A 17,383-nucleotide genomic window follows, 5' to 3' on the forward strand; every position below is an offset into this window, starting at 1 on the left:
GGTCACGGCGGCGGCGCACACGCTGCTGCCGCCCTCCCGCCGGCCCGCCCCCGCCGGCGCCCGGGCCGCGCCCCGCGGGCGGCCGGACGGGCGGCGCCCGGCGCGGGTGCGCCTGTACCTCGTCGGCGGGCTGGGCATGGCGATGTTCGTCGGGATCTTCAACGTCATCGGCTACCGCACGAGCGCCCCGCCCTACCTGCTCGGCACCGGCGCCGCCTCGGCGTTCTTCCTGACCTACCTCGCCGGGACGGTCAGCTCGGCGCTGGCCGGCCGGCTCACCGCCCGGGTCGGCGTGCGCGGGGCGGTGCTCGCCGGGCTCGGCTGCTGCGCGGTCGGCGTCGCCGTCACGCTCGCGGCCCCGCTGGTGCTGATCTGGCTCGGGCTGCTGCTGGTCGCCGGGGGCTTCTTCGTGGCCCACGCGGTGGCGAGCTCGACGGTGCCCCGGCTGGCCCCGCGCCCCTCCGCCGCGTCCGGGCGCTACACCCTCGTGTACTACCTCGGCTCCTCCGCCGGCGGCGTCCTGCTCGGGCGGGCCTGGGACGTCGCCGCCTGGCGGGGCACCGTCCTCGCCGCGCTCGTGCTCCTGGCCGCCGCGGCCGTGGCCGCCGCCGGGCTGCCCCGGCGCTCCCTGCCGGCGCGGTGACGCCGCCGGCGCCGGGCGGCCGACGCGCGCCCGTGGCACGCTGGTGGCCAGGCAGCAGCAGCCGGGGGAGAGCCGTGGGCAAGGTCAGTTCGCTCGTGAAGATCGCCGTGACCGCCGGTCCGGCGGTCTGGGAGGCGGTGCGCCGGATGGGGCCGATGCTCACCCGCATGCGCGAGGAGAACCCCGAGATCTACAACCTCGTCTCCCAGCAGGTCACGCGCATGGCCAGCGCCCGCCAGGAGAACCGCGGCGAGGAGGGGCTGCGCCGGCGCATCGGCGTGCTGCGCGACCAGGTCGCCTACCTCATCGCCTCCGCCGACGACGACGCCGAGAGCCGGCGCGCCGAGGACTGGCGCCGCCAGCTCGACAAGATCGAGGCCTCCCTGCCGCTGCTCGGCGCCATGAGCCGGCACGCGGCCGCGAAGGAGGCCAAGCACGTAGACGAGCGCATCGACGCGCTCTCCGCCCAGATCCTCTCCGCCTACGTCGACGAGCAGCGCGAGGACCACCAGCTCGAGCCCTGACCCGGCAAGTTCGTGCAACGGGTGGGCCTCCCGGCCCCGGCGCGGATAGCGTCCTCGGTATGTCCCGCGACCTGGTCACCGTCGATCTGCCCGCCTCCGTCACCGCCGCCGACGGCGCGGGCGGGCTGCCCGTGCTGCGCGTGAGCACCCCGGTCGCCACCGGCGAGGTCTACCTCCACGGCGCTCACGTCACCGCGTACACCCCCGCGGGACAGGGCCCGGTGATCTGGATGAGCCGGGCCAGCGAGTTCGCCCCCGAGCGGCCCATCCGCGGCGGCGTGCCGATCTGCTTCCCGTGGTTCGGCCCGGGCCGGGAACCGGGCATGTCGCCCGCGCACGGCTTCGCCCGGCTCGCCGACTGGACCCTCGTGGGCGCCGAGGACGCCGACGGGGTGGTCACGCTGACCTTCCGGCTCACCGAGGCGGACGTCGCCGGGCTGCCCGGCTCGGGCGTGTGGCGCTTCCCGTTCGAGCTCACCTACGCGGTGACCTTCGGCCCGGAGCTCACCCTGTCCCTCACCGCGCGCAACACCGGCACCGAGGACTGCTCCTTCGAGGAGGCGCTGCACAGCTACCTCCACGTCCGGGACGTCACCGCGGTCAGCATCGAGGGGCTCGACGGCGCCGCGTACCTGGACAAGGCGGCCGGGGGCGAGCACGCCGTCCAGTCCGGCCCGGTGACCTTCACCGGGGAGACCGACCGGGTGTACCGCTCCACCGGCCCGGCCACCGCCGTCGACCCGGGCAGCGGGCGCGCCGTCGTCGTGGCGAAGGAGGCCTCCGCGAACACGGTCGTGTGGAACCCCTGGAGCGCCAAGGCGGCGGCCATGCCCGACTACGACGACGCCGAGTGGCCCACCATGGTCTGCGTCGAGACGGCCAACGCGCTCGAAGACGCCGTCGCACTGCCCGCCGGGCAGAGCCACACCATGACGGCGCGCATCTCGGTCACCGCTGGCTAGCCCTTTCACGGCGGCTGAACCCGTAGGCGCAAGGCGGCTGTCCCGGCCCGCGAGTCGCGGCCGAATTCGTCGGGCGCGTGCCGCCGCAGGTGACCGCCGGGCGACGCCCCGGTGACCAACACGCGAACAACTCCAATACTTGAGTCGTTCCAGAAAGCGCCCTACGATGGCCATATGGTCGCCACTTATCCGGAACTGTTGCGGCAGGCTCGCCTGCGCGTGACGGCGCCGCGGCTGGCCGTGCTCGAGGAGGTCGCCGCGCACCCCCACGCCGACGCGGAGACGGTCCGCGCCGGCGTCCTGGCCCGCCTGGGCTCGGTGTCCACCCAGGCGATCTACGACGTCCTGGGCGCGCTGACGACCGCCGGGATCCTCCGGCGCATCGAGCCCGAGGGGTCCCCGGGGCGCTACGAGCTGCGCCGCGGGGACAACCACCACCACCTCGTGTGCCGCGGCTGCGGCCGCGTCGAGGACGTCGCGTGCGCCGTCGGCGCGGCCCCGTGCCTGCACGCGAGCGAGGACCACGGCTTCGTCATCGACACCGCCGAGGTCATCTACTGGGGCACCTGCCCCTCCTGCCTGTCCCGTTCCACCCCAACGAAGGAGCTCTCTTGACCGACGCCAGCCAGGTCCCGTCCACCACCCAGTTCGGAGCCCCCGCCGTCTCCGACCGCAACTCGCTGAGCCTGGGTTCCAACGGGCCGCTGCTGCTGCACGACGTCCGCCTCGTCGAGACCCTCGCGAGCTTCAACCGCGAGCGCGTCCCGGAGCGCAACCCGCACGCCAAGGGCTCCGGCGCCTTCGGGGTGTTCGAGACCACCGAGGACGTCACCCGCTACACCAAGGCCGCCCTGTTCCAGCCCGGCGCCAAGACCGACATGCTGGCCCGCTTCTCCACGGTCGCCGGCGAGCAGGGCTCGCCCGACACCTGGCGCGACGTCCGCGGCTTCGCGCTGAAGTTCTACACCACCGAGGGCAACTACGACCTGGTCGGCAACAACACCCCGGTGTTCTTCGTGCGCGACCCCATGAAGTTCCCGCACTTCATCCGCTCGCAGAAGCGCACGCCCGCCTCCGGCCTGCGCAGCGCCGACATGCAGTGGGACTTCTGGACGCAGAACCCCGAGTCGGCCCACCAGGTCACCTACCTCATGGGCGTGCGCGGCCTGCCCCGCACCTGGCGGCACATGAACGGCTACGGCTCGCACACCTACATGTGGGTCAACGCCGCCGGTGAGAAGTTCTGGGTCAAGTACCACTTCCACACCGAGCAGGGCATGGAGTTCCTCTCCAACGCCGAGGCCGAGGCGCTCGCCGGCTCCGACGCCGAGTTCCACCGCCGCGACCTCTTCGACGCGATCGAGCGCGGGGAGCACCCGAGCTGGATCATGTCGGTCCAGGTCATGCCGTACGAGGACGCCAAGACCTACCGCTTCAACCCGTTCGACCTCACCAAAGTCTGGCCGCACGCGGACTACCCGCTGATCAAGGTCGGCCGGATGACGCTGAACCGGAACCCGAAGAACTTCTTCGCCGAGATCGAGCAGGCGGCCTTCGCGCCGTCGAACACCGTGCCCGGCATCGGCGTCTCCCCGGACAAGATGCTGCTCGGCCGGGTCTTCGGCTACGCCGACGCCCAGCGCGCCCGCATCGGGACCAACTACCAGCAGCTGCCCGTCAACAAGCCGATCGTCCCGGTGAACGACTGGACCTTCGACGGCAACATGACGTTCGAGCACTCCGGCGACGCCCCGGTCTACGCCCCGAACTCCTTCGGGCGTCCGTGGGCGGACCAGACCGGCCCGGTCGACGACGGCTGGGAGGCCGACGGCGAGATGGTCCGCAGCGCGTACACCCTGCACGCCGAGGACGACGACTTCGGCCAGGCCGGCACCCTCGTGCGCGAGGTGTTCGACGACGCCCAGCGCGAGCAGTTCGTCGAGACCGTGGCGGGCGCCCTGGGGGGCATCCAGCACGACGTCGTCCTCCAGAACGCCTTCCAGTACTGGAAGAACGTCGACAAGGAGATCGGCGACCGCATCCAGGCCGCTGTCTACGCCGCCAAGGGCGACCCGCAGGTCGGCGTCGACACCGAGGCCGCCGAGGAGGCCGTCGCGGTGCGCTGAACCAGCGTGCCGTGGAGCGTCGAGCTCTGACGAGGCGAGGGCCCGGGGACCGCACGGTCTCCGGGCTCTCGCCCGCGTTGCCGCCCGTTCTGGGGGTTTCGCTCGCTGACCGGTCCGTCAGCGTGGTTCAGGTTTCGTTCAGCGTCGATCTCGCAGGGTAGTGATCGCCCGAAGCACCAACGCGAGAGAAGGACCTTCCCATGAAGCGCAAGCTCCTTGCCGGACTCGCCTCCGCCGTGATCGGTGTGGCAGTCCTCGGTGGCACCGCCGGCACGGCGTCCGCACACGACCGCGACGACCACGGCCGCCATCACCACGACCGCGACAGGGACGACCACCACAAGCACCACCACCACAAGCACCACCACCACCACCACGGGCACCACCACAAGCACCACCACGACTGGTGGGACAACGGCGACTGATGCCCTGGAAGGCCACGTGCGGGGCCTGAGCGACCGGCCATCGTTGGCCGGGTGAGCAGAACCCGCATCGTCACCCGCAGAGGTGTCAGGCCATACGCGGAAGGGCGGCCGGTCCACCGGCCGCCCTTCTGCCGTGCCGTGCCGTCCGCGGCGCGTCGGTCGACCCCGCCTCGTCGTCCCCCTCGTCGATCGTCTGTCATCAACTCGCCAGCACCGTCCAAAAACGCGGAAAATCCGCCGATTCTCGCCCCCTGTTCGCGGGGTTACCGTGGAGGACAGACGCCACGCCCGCGAGTCGATGGGGAGGCACGGTGCGCGTGCTGCTGGTCGAGGACGAGAGGCCGTTGGCGTCCGCCGTGCGCCGAACCCTCGAGGCGGAGGGCTTCAGCGTCGTGCTGGCCGGCGACGGCGTCGACGGCGACTGGCAGGCGCGCGAGCAGGCGTTCGACGTCATCGTCCTCGACGTCATGCTGCCGGGCATGTCCGGCTACGACGTGTGCCGGCGGGTGCGGGCCCGCGGCGACCCCACCCCGATCCTCTTCCTCACCGCCAAGGACGGGGAGTACGACGAGGCGGACGCGCTGGACATCGGCGCGGACGACTTCATGTCCAAGCCCTTCTCACCGGTCGTCCTCGCCGCGCGGCTGCGGGCGCTGACCCGGCGCCTGTCCCGCTCGGCGGACCCGGTCATCCGGGTGGGCCCGCTGCGGGTGGACCCGGCCCACCAGCGCACCTGGCTGGGGGAGGAGGAGCTGCACGTCACCGCCCGTGAGCTGTCCCTCCTGGTCTACCTCGCCCACCGCGCCGAGCACGTGGTCAGCAAGGCCGAGATCCTCGAGCACGTCTGGGACCCGGCCTTCGAGGGGGACGCCAACGTCGTCGAGGTCTACGTCGGCCGCCTGCGCCGCAAGCTGGGCACCTCTCCCGGGGTCGACATCCTCACCGTGCGCGGCCTGGGATACCGGCTCGTCGGGAGGCGCCGGTGAGGAAGAAGGGCCTCGGCATCCGCGCGGTGATCACGCTGGCGGCCACCGCCGTCGTCGCCGTCATCCTTGTCGTCGCCGGGGTGGCCCTGACGATGCTGCTGCGCCACGCCCTGATGACCGGGATCGAGGCGGCGGCGCGGGAGCGGGCGGACTACGTCGCCTCGCTCGTCGACACCCCGCTGCCCACCTCCGCCGTGGACGCCGTGTCCGAGGGACGGGCGGTGGCGCAGGTGCTGGACCAGGAGGGCCACGTGGTGGTCGCCAGCCACGACCTCGAGGGCGAGCCGGCGATGCGCTCGCCGGTGACGACGCCGCAGGTCAGCACCATTGCGGCGATGCCGTCCGAGGACGACGAGCCCTACCGGGTGGTCGCTCTGCCCGCCGGGCCGCCCGAGGCGCCGCGCACGGTGCTCGTGGCTCTGCCGCTGACGCCGGTGGTCCGCGTGGTCGGCGAGACCTCTCGGCTCATCCTGGCGATCTTTCCGGCGGTGCTCGCCCTGACGGGACTGGTGACCTGGCTGGCCGTCGGGCACGCCCTGGCACCCGTGGAACGCATCCGGCGCAAGGCCGCCACCATCGGCGCCGGCGACCTCTCGCAGCGCGTGCCGCTGCCGCCCGCCCACGACGAGCTGCGCCGCCTCGCCGAGACGATGAACTCCATGCTCAGCCGCATCGAGGCCGCCCACGAGCGCCAGCGCCACTTCGTCTCCGACGCCTCCCACGAGCTGCGCAGCCCGCTCGCCAATGAGCAGGCCCTGGTCGAGGTGGCGCTCGCCCGGCGGGACCTGGACCTGTGGCAGGAGGTCGGGCAGGACCTGCAGGCCGAGCAGGCCCGGATGCGGCGGCTCGTCGACGACCTCCTCCTGCTGGCCCGGCTCGACGGGCAGGTGCCCGTGCCCCGCCGGGAGGTGGACCTCGACGACGTCGTCCACGAGCAGGCCGCCCGGCTGCGCAAGCTCGGTCGCGTGCGGATGGAGGTCGCCCCGCTGCCGGCGCTGCGCGTGCTCGGCGACGTCGACCAGCTGGGCCGGGTGGTGCGCAACCTCCTGGACAACGCCGCCCGGCACGCGCGCACCACGGTCACCGTCGCGCTGCGCACGGCCGGGGGCGAGGCGGTGCTGCGGGTCACCGACGACGGCGCCGGCGTGCCGCCGGACCAGCGCGAGCGGATCTTCGACCGCTTCACCCGGCTGGACGAGGCCCGGGGGCGCGACCAGGGCGGCAGCGGGCTCGGGCTGGCCATCAGCCGGGCCATCGCCGCCGCGCACGGCGGCTCCCTCGTGCTGGCCGAGCCCGCGGGTCCGGGCGCGGCGTTCGAGCTGCGGCTGCCGCTGCTGCCCGACGTGCCCGAGGGCGCGCGGGAGGTGGCGCCGCCGGAGACGACCAAGGCCCCCGGCCGTGCATCCGCACGGCGGGGGCCCTGATCGTCGCTGTCTCAACGAGGCCGGTTCGCCCGGCCCGGCGCGCCAGGCAGCCCAGGGACCTGCGGGACCGCTCAGGCCTTCGTGACGGTCCGGTCGCCGGTGGTGGCCTCCGCGGGGGCGCCACCGGCGCTGGCGCGTCCGCGCACGAGCCGCTCGACCTCGGTCGCCTCCGGGGTGGAGAGGTAGCGTTCGAGGGAGTCGTCCAGCTCGTTGAGCCACGTGGTGTGGTGCTCGGCCGCCATGGTGCCCGTCATGACGGAGCGGTGCGGCTTGTCGCGATAGGTGAGGATGTTCTTCTTCTTGTCGTGCTTCCACTCGAGGAAGATGCGGACCACCTCGTCAAGGTCGAACATCGGGTAGTCCGTGGCCGTGATGAGGTCCCTGATGTAGTCCGCCTGGAACCGCACCTCGTCGGCGTCGCCGTCGAGGGCCTGGAAGCGGTTGCGCCAGGACCTCATGTGGGCGGCCCGCTGCTCGGCGGACGGCAGCGTGGTGCGGCCCATGACGAGGTCGCGGACGTACCAGGCCTGGGCGTCGAACATGTTGAAGGTGAACCACTGGTCCTGGGCGCCCAGGTAGTACAGCTTCGGGTTCTTCTGCCACACCACGCCGCGGTACAGGCCGCCGGGGTAGATGTTGTTGCGGGAGTGCAGGGCGAGGTCCGAGGACAGGAACGGGTACTTGTGCAGGTAGCCGGTGCACAGGATGACCGCGTCGAACTCGCGGGTCTGGCCGTCGGAGAAGTACGCGGTCTCGCCGTCGAAGCGGTCTACGATGGGCAGCTCCTCCATCCCCTCGGGCCAGTCGTAGCCCATGGGCGCGGTGCGGTAGCTCATGGTGACCGAGCGGGCGCCCATCTTGAAGGCCTGCACGCCGATGTCCTCGGCGGAGTAGGAGGCACCGATCAGCAGCACGCGCTTGTCCGCCAGCTTCTCGGCACCGCGGAAGTCGTGGGCATGGTGCAGGGTGCCCGGAAAGGTCTCGATGCCCTTGAAGTCGGGCACGTTCGGGTAGGAGAAGTGACCGGTGGCGACGATGACCCGGTCGAACTCCGTGGAAGAGGTGGTCTGTGACTTCAGGTTCTCCACGGTCACCGTGAAGTTGTCCTCTTCGCGGTTGTACTCGACCCAGCGCACGGCGGTCGAGAACTGGACCTTCTCCTTGACGTTGGACCTGCGGACGCGCCCGTCGATGTAGTCCCACAGTGCCTCACGCGGCGGGTAGGAGGAGACCGGCCTGCCGAAGTGCTCGTCGAAGGTGTAGTCCGCGAACTCCAGGGCCTCCTTCGGGGCGTTGGACCACAGGTTCCGGTACATGGAGGAGTGCACCGGCTCGCCGTACCTGTCGATGCCGCTGCGCCAGTTGTAGTTCCACTGGCCGCCCCAGTCGTCCTGCTTCTCGTAGCAGACGATGTCGGGGATCTGCGCCCCCGCCTGCTGTGCGGACATGAACGCCCGCAGTGCCGCCATGCCGCTCGGGCCGGCTCCGACGATCGCAATACGCTGCTTGGACACAGCTTCCCTTCCGGCCGCTCCCGGCCTCTCGTCCGGTGACGGGTCGACTGGAGGCCAGGTATGCGGGCGCCCTGCGCCACGGCATCGACCTCTGGACTCACGTCCGCCCAGAACGGACCTCCTGCGCACGATCTCCGTGGCGGGTCCCTGGGCGCGGCGCCCAGGCGGGCGCCGACCACGAACTGACATTAGCAAACTTTTGCAAACGCATGGTTGAGGGCTGTCGGACGGGGAAGTGGCGCTGTTCTCGGGCGCCGGGTGTGGTCGCTGTTGTGGTGCGCCGTGCCGGACGTGCGGGAACTGGCTGGGTGGGTGAGTCGGCGCGCCGCAGGGCAGGGGGCCGTCGGACGTCGGATTCGGCGGGACTTGTGCAGTCCCGTCGAGAGCTCCGGGGCAGGGGCCTGGCCAGGGGGGAGGAAGGTCTGCGCCCCGACCTTCACAGCGGCGTGGAGTGCGAGTGGTACGCGGTGACGATGTCGGAGCGTGGGGCGGACCCGCCCGTTCCGCTGCCGGAGGTCGTCACGGCCCGGGGACGTGTAGAACGAGAAAGGCTCCACACCCCGGGTTTCCCCTGGTGCGGAGCCGTTCTCGTCGCTGTCTCAACGAGTGTCCGGAGCGAGTGCCCGCCGCTACCCGCACGAGTGTTGAATCTCGGATAGGTGGCGTGAGCAGGGGCTACACGCAGCCTGTCGGATGGACACTGAACTTCCGGCGCGAGAGCGTCGGCGGGATCCGAATGAGACAGCGGATCGAGAGAGGCTTCGCGACTTCCACAACGCGGGCCTCTCTTGCTGTCCCGGGCCAAAAATCGCCCTGGTGAAGCCCAGTCGTGCGGGCCCAGCCTGCGGGGCTCGTACGATGAGCGTTCGAGTCTGGTCTAACGGCTGCACGACGACGCGTCGATGGTGCTCGTGGTCGTCCTGGCCGCCTTGACGTGTATCGCGTCGTATGTGCGGCCGCCTACAGGCCGGGTGGATCTGGGTCAACAGGCCGCGCAGGCGGTTGGAGGTGGCGGTGATCTGCCCGCGCAGGTCGTCGTCGAACCCGCAGAGCATGGTCAGCTCGTCGGCCAGCTCGATCGAGCGCAGCGGGTGGGGGCATGGTCCGGGCGGCCTCGGCGATGACGCGGGCGTCACGGGCGTCGGTCTTGGCGTTGCCGGGGTGCAGATCCGCGATCCGGCGCATCGACAGCCCGGGCAGGTATCCCACCAGGGGCGCCGGCATCGCGGGCGACCGCCACGGGCAGGGCGCCGATCGTCGCGGGCTGGTCGACGACCACCAGGACCTGGCCGCGTGTGGCGAGATCGGCGAGGATCGCCCTCAGCTTCGCCTCGTCGTCGGGCAGTGCTCGGTCGTAGAGGACCTTCCCGGCCCGGTCGAGCGCGACGGCGTGGTGGTCACATTTGCTGACGTCGAGCCCGACGAAGACGTCGACGTGCTGGTGGTCCGGGATCATCTGCCCTCCGTTGCCAAGCCGCTGCTGACAGGCCTGTCAGCGGCGGGCTGGATGTCGGCATCCCACGTTACGAAGGCGACTCCGCATCCGATCAGGGGTAAAGAGCCATACCGGAACCGACAGGCCAGCACCCCCGTTCGAACACGACCCGAGGGCTGCGAAGAAGGTAACCAGGGGGCGGCGGCGGAGCATTCGACTGGTACGGCCGTGACGGCTGATCTGCCTCGCGGTCCGGACAGCGCGGCGCAAAGTTCAATGATGACCGAGTCCATAGGTTGGAGGACGGAAATCTTTGCGGATCGTCCGGATGCGACAGAGGCGTTACGCCGCGCACACTGGTCGTATTGGCGATCGCGGCCCCCCGGCGGCGATGTGCTGAGGAGGGGGGCCAGCCATGAGCAGCACCAATGAGAGTTCGACCGCGCCGTCCGCGACGTCGGCACAGTCGGCCCGGGAGCGGCACGTCAGTGACTTTACTGTGCTGACTCAGCAGGTCCAGGCAGTCGGGTTGATGCGCCGGCGCTACGGGTACTACTGGTCCAAACTGGTTGGCCTGGTGGTGGCCGGCCTCCTGCTGACTGTGGGGTTCGTCCTGATCGGCGACACGTGGTGGCAGTTGCTGACTGCCGTTGTCCTCGCGGGGCTGTTGGTCCAGATCTCCTTCCTCGGCCACGACGCTGCCCACCGGCAGATCTTTGTCTCTGGCAGGTGGAACCACTGGGTCTCGCTCGTCGTGTCGAACCTTTTCGCCGGCATCGGTTTGGGCTGGTGGCAGCGCAAGCACAATAAGCACCACGCGACGCCCAACAAGATCGACGGCGACCCGGACATCGCACCGGGGATCGTGGCATTCACCGCGCAGGCGGCCGAGGCCCGCAAGACTCGGCTCACCAGGTCCCTCACCGGCTGGCAGGCCTGGTTCTTCTTCCCACTCCTGCTCCTGGAGGGCCTGAACCTTCACTTCCAAGGCATGAGGCGGCTGCTCGTCCGAGGTGAGGTGAAGCACCGCGGGGTGGAACTGGTCTTCCTCACCGTCCGGCTCACGGGCTTCGTTGCTCTGGTCTTCTACGTCCTCTCCCCGGGCAAGGCGTTGGCCTTCATCGGCGTCGAGCTCGCCGTCTACGGCCTCTACCTAGGTGTCACCTTCGCTGTCAACCATGTGGGCATGCCGATCGTGCCGGCGGACGCGAAGATCGACTTCCTCCGGCGCCAGGTGCTCATGAGCCGCAACATCGCCGGCCGGCGCTGGCTCGACACCGCCATGGGCGGCCTGAACTACCAGATCGAGCACCACCTCTTCCCCTCCATGGCGCGGCCGAACCTCCGCAAGGTCGCTCCGCTCATCCGCGAGTACTGCGACCAGCTCGGCGTGCACTACACCGAGACCAGCCTCTCCCGGGCGTGCCGCGAGGTCGCCGTGTACATCAACCGGGTCGGCCGCGGAGGGATCGACGTCTGGGCCTGCCCGCTGGTGACCCAGTACCGCACATGAGCGTGGCCCTGGGCTCTTGCGACCGTCAAACGGGGACACCGTGCGGAGGAAGGCCGATCAGCCGACCGCATCTTGCTGCAGTAGCGGCGGCACCGCGGAGGCGCGGGGTGGGGACGGCACGTCCGGTGTGGTTGTGTGGTCCCACCGGCCGCTTGATGGTTGTTCGGCTACCGCCTCCCTTGCAACGACTGCGTCGTGCGCATCTGCGCGGAGGGCCCAGACAGCACAGCGTCGGTACTGACTGGGATGCTTGCGGTGGGCAGTGGTCGCCGTGGCGCCGTAGCGTGGCCTGGGTGCCGCACATGCTGCAGGAAACGACCAGAACATGAGTACGGCCGCACTTGACGGTGCTCCGACAGGCTCGATTCGGCTCACGTCAGCCCCCTACATGGTGCGCCTGATCCTCTCCGGCGACCTGGACGACAGCTTCACCCGCGACCTGATGGACCTGGTGAGGACCGCTGAGCGCCACACCGGCCCCATTGAGGTGGACACCCAGGCGGTCGGTTTTGTGGACTCCGCTGTGATCGCAGTCTTCGCGGCCCTGGACTACCGCCAGCCCGGCCGCCTTCGGTTCGTCAATACTTCCGAGTCGGTTCGATTTCTCCTGGAGCTGATTCAACTAGGGAAGCTCATCGAGGTCGTCGACGACGCTTCGTGAGCACATGGCCCGGTCCGCATCGCGCGGGCGTGATCGTTAGCGGGTTACCTAACCTGTACAGATGTCTTCGAGCCGACTCGACGGCCTGCACAAGGCAGGTCGCGAGCGGGATAGCGCCAAGATGCTGAATCGAGCCCGGCGCAGGGGTTGGCGCTGCAGTGAGCAGGTTGCACGAGGTCTGGCGGGGCGGTGGTCGGCGGCCCCCGCAACGAGAGCGGACGGGGCGCGGCGGGTTTCTATCTCCCCAGTCAAGCCGCGAGGGCTGCGGCGGCTCGTAGACCGAGCGTCGCGGAGCATGGCGAACAGGACGTCGTAGCGTCGGCGGGCGAAGGGCGACAAGTGCCTGGTTGTGCCGCTTGCCCTTGACTCGTTTGCGGTAGTAGTAGTGCTGGGAGATGGGATCGCTCAGGGCGGCGAAGGCGGCGAGGAACAGGGCGCGTTTGAGGACGTTGTTACCGGCCCGGTTCGGGGGCTCGCCGGTGGAGGTGCTCGAACGGCGGGTGACGGGCGCGAGGCCGGGCGTAGGAGGCCAGGTGGCCGGCGGAGGTGAAGTCGTCGCCGGCGAGCTCGGTCGGGAGCCGAGCGGTGGTCACGGGTTGTGTAATACGTTCCCGTACGCCAACCAAACGGCTCTGGCGCGTGCGTGCGAGGACAGCGCTCAGTCCCCGGATGTGGCCACATCTTCCGCGCCGCCGCTTGCGTCGACCATCACGGCGCCGCACCGGCGGCACACGTAGTTCATCTGCGAGCCCTTAGAGGAGACGCTGGCTCCCTCGAGCACCCACTTGTGCTCCCAGCATTCGCCGGAGTCCGGGCCTTCGTTGGCGTCGTCCATACCCACGCCTCAAGGCTCCCACGTCCTCGGCGCCTGCACCCCTCCAGCTGTCGCCAGCTCACTCGAGAGCGTCTACGCCACTCGGGCTCAGGGATTGAGACTGACGGAGTGTGTGCCGTCGCCGGTGCCGACGATACGGGGCCGTCCCGCTCACCACCCGTGATCTCAAAGAACCGGGGGACGGGGACGGTTATACGCGGGCGGCGGCGCTGGCTCCCGCTGCTCGGCCGGCGCGCTCGCAACCGGCACCGGCTGTCGGGGATCTTCTCCGTCGCTCTACGCCCCGTCCCGCCGTTCGTCCCATGGCCCACAAGAACCATGGCAGTCGCTGTGTTAAGGAAAGCACGCTCACCGACCGACAACGGGTTGGGGTCCATCACACGACTCCATCGTTGGGTTCGACGACAAGACCAGCCACCAGGCCCCGTCCCGGTGGGTCGCCGTATGCCACGGAGTGTCCGAGGTCGGCAGCGACCACATCAGTCTCGCGGTGATCCTGGTGACCGATGACGGCGCTCGTGCACGGTCCATTCTTCCTCGCCTCGTACCGGGGACCCCGCCCGCGCTGCCGCACCATGCCATCCGCCTGCCGCGGTCCCGCCTCGTCTCTCGCCGATGAATGCCGTCAAGCCTCCGGTGTCCCTGTCTGCTGAATGGACGTATGCTACCTTCGGTAGTTGCAAGTACACGCGACATGGGGGTCGGTGTGCGCGGCGGAGTGATCCTGTTCCGGGGGACGGGGACTGCCGCGCGTCGTTACCTCGAGGCGGACCGCTCGCGAGCGGACGAGTACTACCTGGAGGCCGGTACCGCCCGGGCGGCGTTCTCCGTGGTCGACGGCGCCGGGATGGCGGTGGACGATCGAGCGCTGACTCCGACCGAGTACGCGGGCTGGGTCGACTGGCTCGACCCGATCAGCGGGGAGGCGATGGGCAGGGCCCGCCAGGCCGGCGGTGGCCGGCAAGGGTCCCCGCGGTTCGCGGAGATGGTCGTGAACACGCCGAAGTCCCTGTCGATCGCCGCGGCGCTGCATCCGGACGTGTCCGCGGCGCTGGATGCTGCCCAGCGCGACGCCGCGCAGGCGATCCGCTCCTGGCTCGGGCAGCACTCGGTCACCCGCGTCGGCCCGCGCGGGAACCAGGAGGTCGTGCCGGTCGAGCGGCTGCAGACGGTAGCCATCTCGCACCGGACCTCTCGCGCCGGCGACCCGCACCGGCACATCCACCTGCAGATCGGCACCCGGGTGTGGGCCCGTGGTGCCTGGCGCGGGCTGGACACCGCGGCGCTGTTCCGCCAGCAAGGGGCGATCCGGGCGCTGGGCGCCGCGGTGCTGGCGGCCCACCCACAACTGGCCGCGGTGCTCGGCGCCCACGGCCTGACCCTCGATCCAGTCTCCGGCGAGGTGGCGGAGCTGGAACCGTTCAACGCGGTGATGAGCAAGCGCGCCGGCCAGGTCGCTCGCAACCTCGCGGCGTTCACGGCGCAGTGGGAGGCCGCCCACCCTGGCCGGGAGCCCGGCCCGGGGGTCAGCGCCCGGTTACAGGCGATGGCCTGGGATCACCACCGCCCGAGCAAGAAGCCCTCCCGGCTCGGCAGCGAGGCCGGCTGGCGGCGGGAGCTGGACGAGGCCGGCTACACCCCGGATCTCCGGCGCGTGCCCTGCCGCCCACCGCGGGAGCTGGATGAGCTGCGGGTGCAGCAGGTCGCGAACCGCGCGCTGGACCGGTGCGCGGCGGCGGCGTCGACGTGGACCCGGCACACGGTCCAGGAGCACGTCACCCGGATCATCACCGAATCCGGGGTGCGCGCGACCCCGGCGGCCTTGGTCGAGCTCATCACGATCACCACCCGGCTCGCCGTGGAGGACTGCCTGTCGGTGCTGCCGCCCGGGGCCGCGGCGCCGGACCACGTCGCCCACCTGACGAGCCTGCGGGTGGTCGCCGTCGAGACGCGCCTGCGCGACCTGCTCGCCGCCCGCGCCGGCGGCGACGCACCCCCGACGCCCGACATGATCCCGGGGGCGCAGGGGCACGTCCTGGACGCCGAGCAGGCCCGCGCGGCCGCCGCTATCGCCTCGGACGCTGCACTCGTGGTCGTGGAGGGCGCGGCCGGGGCGGGCAAGACCACCATGCTCGGCGCCGCCATCCGCGCCGCCACCGAGCAGGGCCGCGCCACCCGCATCGTGACGCCAACGAAGAAGGCCGCACAGGTCGCCGCGCAGGAGCTCGGCGTCCCGGCCGACAGCGTGGCCAAACTCGTGCACGCCAACGGGTGGCGGTGGAACGCGGACGCCGTGTGGACCCGGCTGAAAGTCGGCGACGCCGACCCGGACACCGGCACCGCCTATGGCGGCCCACCACCGGCGGCGCGGCTGCGGCGGAGCGAGCGGATCATGGTCGACGAGGCCGGAATGCTCGACCAGGACACCGCCCTGGCCCTGCTGACCATCGCCGACGAGGCCGGCGCCACCCTCGCCCTGGTCGGCGATCGCGCCCAGCTGCCCGCCGTCGGCCGCGGCGGCGTCCTCGACATCGCCGCCCAGCTCGCTGGCACGACCTACGACATGGCGAACGTGCACCGCTTCACCGACCCCGCATACGCCGACCTCACGGTGCGGATGCGCGCCGGGGAGCACCCCGCGGAGCTGTTCGACCAGCTGCATGCGCTCGGCCTGGTGCGTGTGCACGAGAGCACCGAGGCGATGCGGGAGGCGATCGCCAGGACGGCGAGCGGCGGCGACGCGATCACGACCGCGACGAACGAGGAGGCGCGCGAGCTGAATGCGCGCATCCGCGAGGTGCGGGTGCGCCAGGGCCTGGTCGATGACGCCCGCACCGTGTCCGGGGCGGACGGGCTGCCGATCGGCACCGGAGACGTGATTCAGACCCGCCACAACGACAGCGTCCTGAAGGTCGCCAACCGACAGACCTGGACCGTCACCCGCGTCGAGCGTAACGGCGCGGCCTGGGTGACCGAGCACGGGAGCGGGAGCGGGCGCCGGCACCCGGCCGCCGTGCGGCTCCCGGCCCAGTATGTGGCCGAGCACGCGCACCTGGCCTACGCCGCCACCGCCTACGGCGTCCAGGGCGCAACGGTGGACCAGTCGCACACGGTCTTGTCCGACGCCCTCGACGCGGCCGGGGTCTACGTCGGCATGACCCGCGGCCGCACCCAGAACCTCCTCCACGTCGTGGCGGCGGACCTGGACGACGCCCGGCAGCAGTTCGTCGCCGCGCTCGAGCGCGACCGCGCCGACCGCGGCCTCACCGAAGCGACCCGGGCCGCGCAGGACGCCGTCAGCGGCCTGGTGCCCGACGGCCGCCTCGCGTGGGTGAACGCCGAACGGACCCGCCTGCGCGAGTGGATCGCGACCGCCGACCGTCAGGCGGCCCGGTGGGAGCGCGCCAAGGACGCCCTGGCCCGCCAGGCCGCCGCCCACCACACCGAGTACGCCCGGCAAAGCCAGTTCGTCGTCGCCGCCGACGCCCACGCATCCGAGGTTCGGAACCAGGTCGCCGTACCACTGATCGTCAAGGCCATCGCCGACGCCGCCAACTATCAGACCGCCCAACAGCGCATGTGGCAGGCGAACCGCGCCCTGCCAGGCTACGGGCGGTTCGGCCGGCGGTCCGCCGCCCGCACCGCGCGGGAGACCACCCAGGCACACCAGGACGCCGAGGACGCGATGCGGCGACGCTGGGGGGCGGTGCCGCCCGCGATGGTGAACACCCGCTCCTGGGCCGAGGCCATCGCCGGGCGGCGAGCCGACGCCCACTCCCGCGTCGTCGAAGCGCGAGAGGACGCCGCCCACGCTCACCGGCAGCTACGAGGCCTTACCGCCCGCCACGCGGACGCACGGGCGGCGCTGTGGCGCAGCATCGGCGACGGCCAGCCGCCGAGCACCATCGACGCCCGCGCCGTCGAGTTGCGCCGCCGCGCGGACCAAGCACGCCGCCTACTCGCCGCGATCGAGGCCCTCCCCATCACCGAGGCCGCGCAACTCCTCCGCCAGAACGCCATCCCCTCCGCTCCCGAGCGGATGCCCGACGCCACGCTGAAGGCACAGGCGCTCGAAGCCCACGGCCAGACATCGCCGCCTCCCGCGCGTCGGCTGGGGCCGCGCCGCGACCTCGGGCCGTGGCCGCCCTCGAGCGGGTCCTCGGCAAGCACCTGGACCACCCGGGCATGCTCGACCTGATGCAGACCTTGCCACGCCGGCCGACCTGAAGACCGCGGGAACGAAGCGGATCGCCACCCGTCTGACCAAACGGGCCCCGCGCCTGGGGCAGGCGCCTGGCCGAGGAGATCACCGCCGCGCTGGCCGAGCAGACCGTG

General features: G+C 71.3%; 12 protein-coding genes and 3 pseudogenes. 11 read left to right on the forward strand and 4 right to left on the reverse strand.

Going from position 1 to position 17,383, the window contains the following annotated elements; translation table 11 throughout:
- The 8 genes and pseudogenes from GD970_RS21495 to GD970_RS05230 all read left to right on the forward strand — a co-directional run.
- Window positions 1–643, forward strand: a pseudogene (locus tag GD970_RS21495) (MFS transporter); the annotation flags it as partial.
- Window positions 644–717: 74 nt separating this feature from the next.
- Complete coding sequence (locus GD970_RS05200; RefSeq protein WP_152201650.1) at window positions 718–1,167, forward strand: hypothetical protein; 450 nt, start codon at window positions 718–720, stop codon at window positions 1,165–1,167.
- Between the two features lie 59 nt (window positions 1,168–1,226).
- The gene (locus tag GD970_RS05205; RefSeq protein ID WP_152201652.1) at window positions 1,227–2,129 is read left to right on the forward strand and encodes a D-hexose-6-phosphate mutarotase; all 903 of its coding nucleotides are present in this window, start codon (window positions 1,227–1,229) and stop codon (window positions 2,127–2,129) included.
- A 174-nt stretch (window positions 2,130–2,303) separates the two neighbouring features.
- Window positions 2,304–2,744 carry a Fur family transcriptional regulator gene (locus tag GD970_RS05210; RefSeq protein WP_152201654.1) on the forward strand — a complete coding sequence of 147 codons (441 nt, stop codon included), beginning with the start codon at window positions 2,304–2,306 and terminating at the stop codon, window positions 2,742–2,744.
- Entirely contained in the window at window positions 2,741–4,255 is a 1,515-nt protein-coding gene (locus GD970_RS05215; RefSeq protein WP_152201656.1) for a catalase, read from the forward strand. The genes GD970_RS05210 and GD970_RS05215 overlap by 4 nt, the downstream gene beginning before the upstream one ends.
- 200 nt (window positions 4,256–4,455) lie before the next feature.
- Window positions 4,456–4,680 (forward strand): hypothetical protein, encoded by a 225-nt coding sequence (locus tag GD970_RS21500; RefSeq protein ID WP_155524112.1) that lies wholly within the window; start codon window positions 4,456–4,458, stop codon window positions 4,678–4,680.
- A 311-nt stretch (window positions 4,681–4,991) separates the two neighbouring features.
- A complete protein-coding gene (locus GD970_RS05225; RefSeq protein WP_152201658.1) occupies window positions 4,992–5,666 on the forward strand; it encodes a response regulator transcription factor in 675 nt (224 codons plus the stop codon).
- The gene (locus GD970_RS05230) at window positions 5,663–7,090 is read left to right on the forward strand and encodes an ATP-binding protein (protein WP_152201661.1); all 1,428 of its coding nucleotides are present in this window, start codon (window positions 5,663–5,665) and stop codon (window positions 7,088–7,090) included. Before GD970_RS05225 ends, GD970_RS05230 begins: the two co-directional genes overlap by 4 nt.
- Window positions 7,091–7,161: 71 nt before the next feature.
- Here the strand turns inward: GD970_RS05230 and GD970_RS05235 are convergent, their stop codons facing one another.
- Together GD970_RS05235 and GD970_RS05240 are read right to left on the reverse strand one after the other, a co-directional pair.
- Entirely contained in the window at window positions 7,162–8,604 is a 1,443-nt protein-coding gene (locus tag GD970_RS05235) for an NAD(P)-binding domain-containing protein (protein ID WP_152201663.1), read from the reverse strand.
- A gap of 956 nt (window positions 8,605–9,560) precedes the next feature.
- A pseudogene (locus tag GD970_RS05240) lies at window positions 9,561–10,121 on the reverse strand (IS110 family transposase); the annotation flags it as partial.
- Window positions 10,122–10,454: 333 nt separating this feature from the next.
- On the opposite strand from GD970_RS05240, the gene GD970_RS05245 reads away from it, so the two are divergent.
- Together GD970_RS05245 and GD970_RS05250 are read left to right on the forward strand one after the other, a co-directional pair.
- Window positions 10,455–11,552 (forward strand): fatty acid desaturase family protein, encoded by a 1,098-nt coding sequence (locus tag GD970_RS05245; protein ID WP_152201666.1) that lies wholly within the window; start codon window positions 10,455–10,457, stop codon window positions 11,550–11,552.
- A gap of 325 nt (window positions 11,553–11,877) precedes the next feature.
- The gene (locus GD970_RS05250; RefSeq protein WP_152201668.1) at window positions 11,878–12,213 is read left to right on the forward strand and encodes an STAS domain-containing protein; all 336 of its coding nucleotides are present in this window, start codon (window positions 11,878–11,880) and stop codon (window positions 12,211–12,213) included.
- A 285-nt stretch (window positions 12,214–12,498) separates the two neighbouring features.
- Here the strand turns inward: GD970_RS05250 and GD970_RS05255 are convergent.
- Window positions 12,499–12,836 (reverse strand): annotated as a pseudogene (locus tag GD970_RS05255) (transposase); the annotation flags it as partial.
- 35 nt (window positions 12,837–12,871) lie between these two features.
- Window positions 12,872–13,048, reverse strand: coding sequence for a hypothetical protein (locus GD970_RS05260; protein ID WP_211489765.1), 177 nt, complete (start codon window positions 13,046–13,048; stop codon window positions 12,872–12,874).
- A 706-nt stretch (window positions 13,049–13,754) separates the two neighbouring features.
- Between GD970_RS05260 and mobF the strand changes: the two genes are divergently transcribed.
- Complete coding sequence (gene mobF, locus GD970_RS05265; RefSeq protein ID WP_152201673.1) at window positions 13,755–17,246, forward strand: MobF family relaxase; 3,492 nt, start codon at window positions 13,755–13,757, stop codon at window positions 17,244–17,246.
- Window positions 17,247–17,383: the final 137 nt, after the last annotated feature.

The organism is Georgenia thermotolerans (assembly GCF_009193185.1).
Classification (GTDB): Bacteria; Actinomycetota; Actinomycetes; order Actinomycetales; family Actinomycetaceae; genus Georgenia; species Georgenia thermotolerans.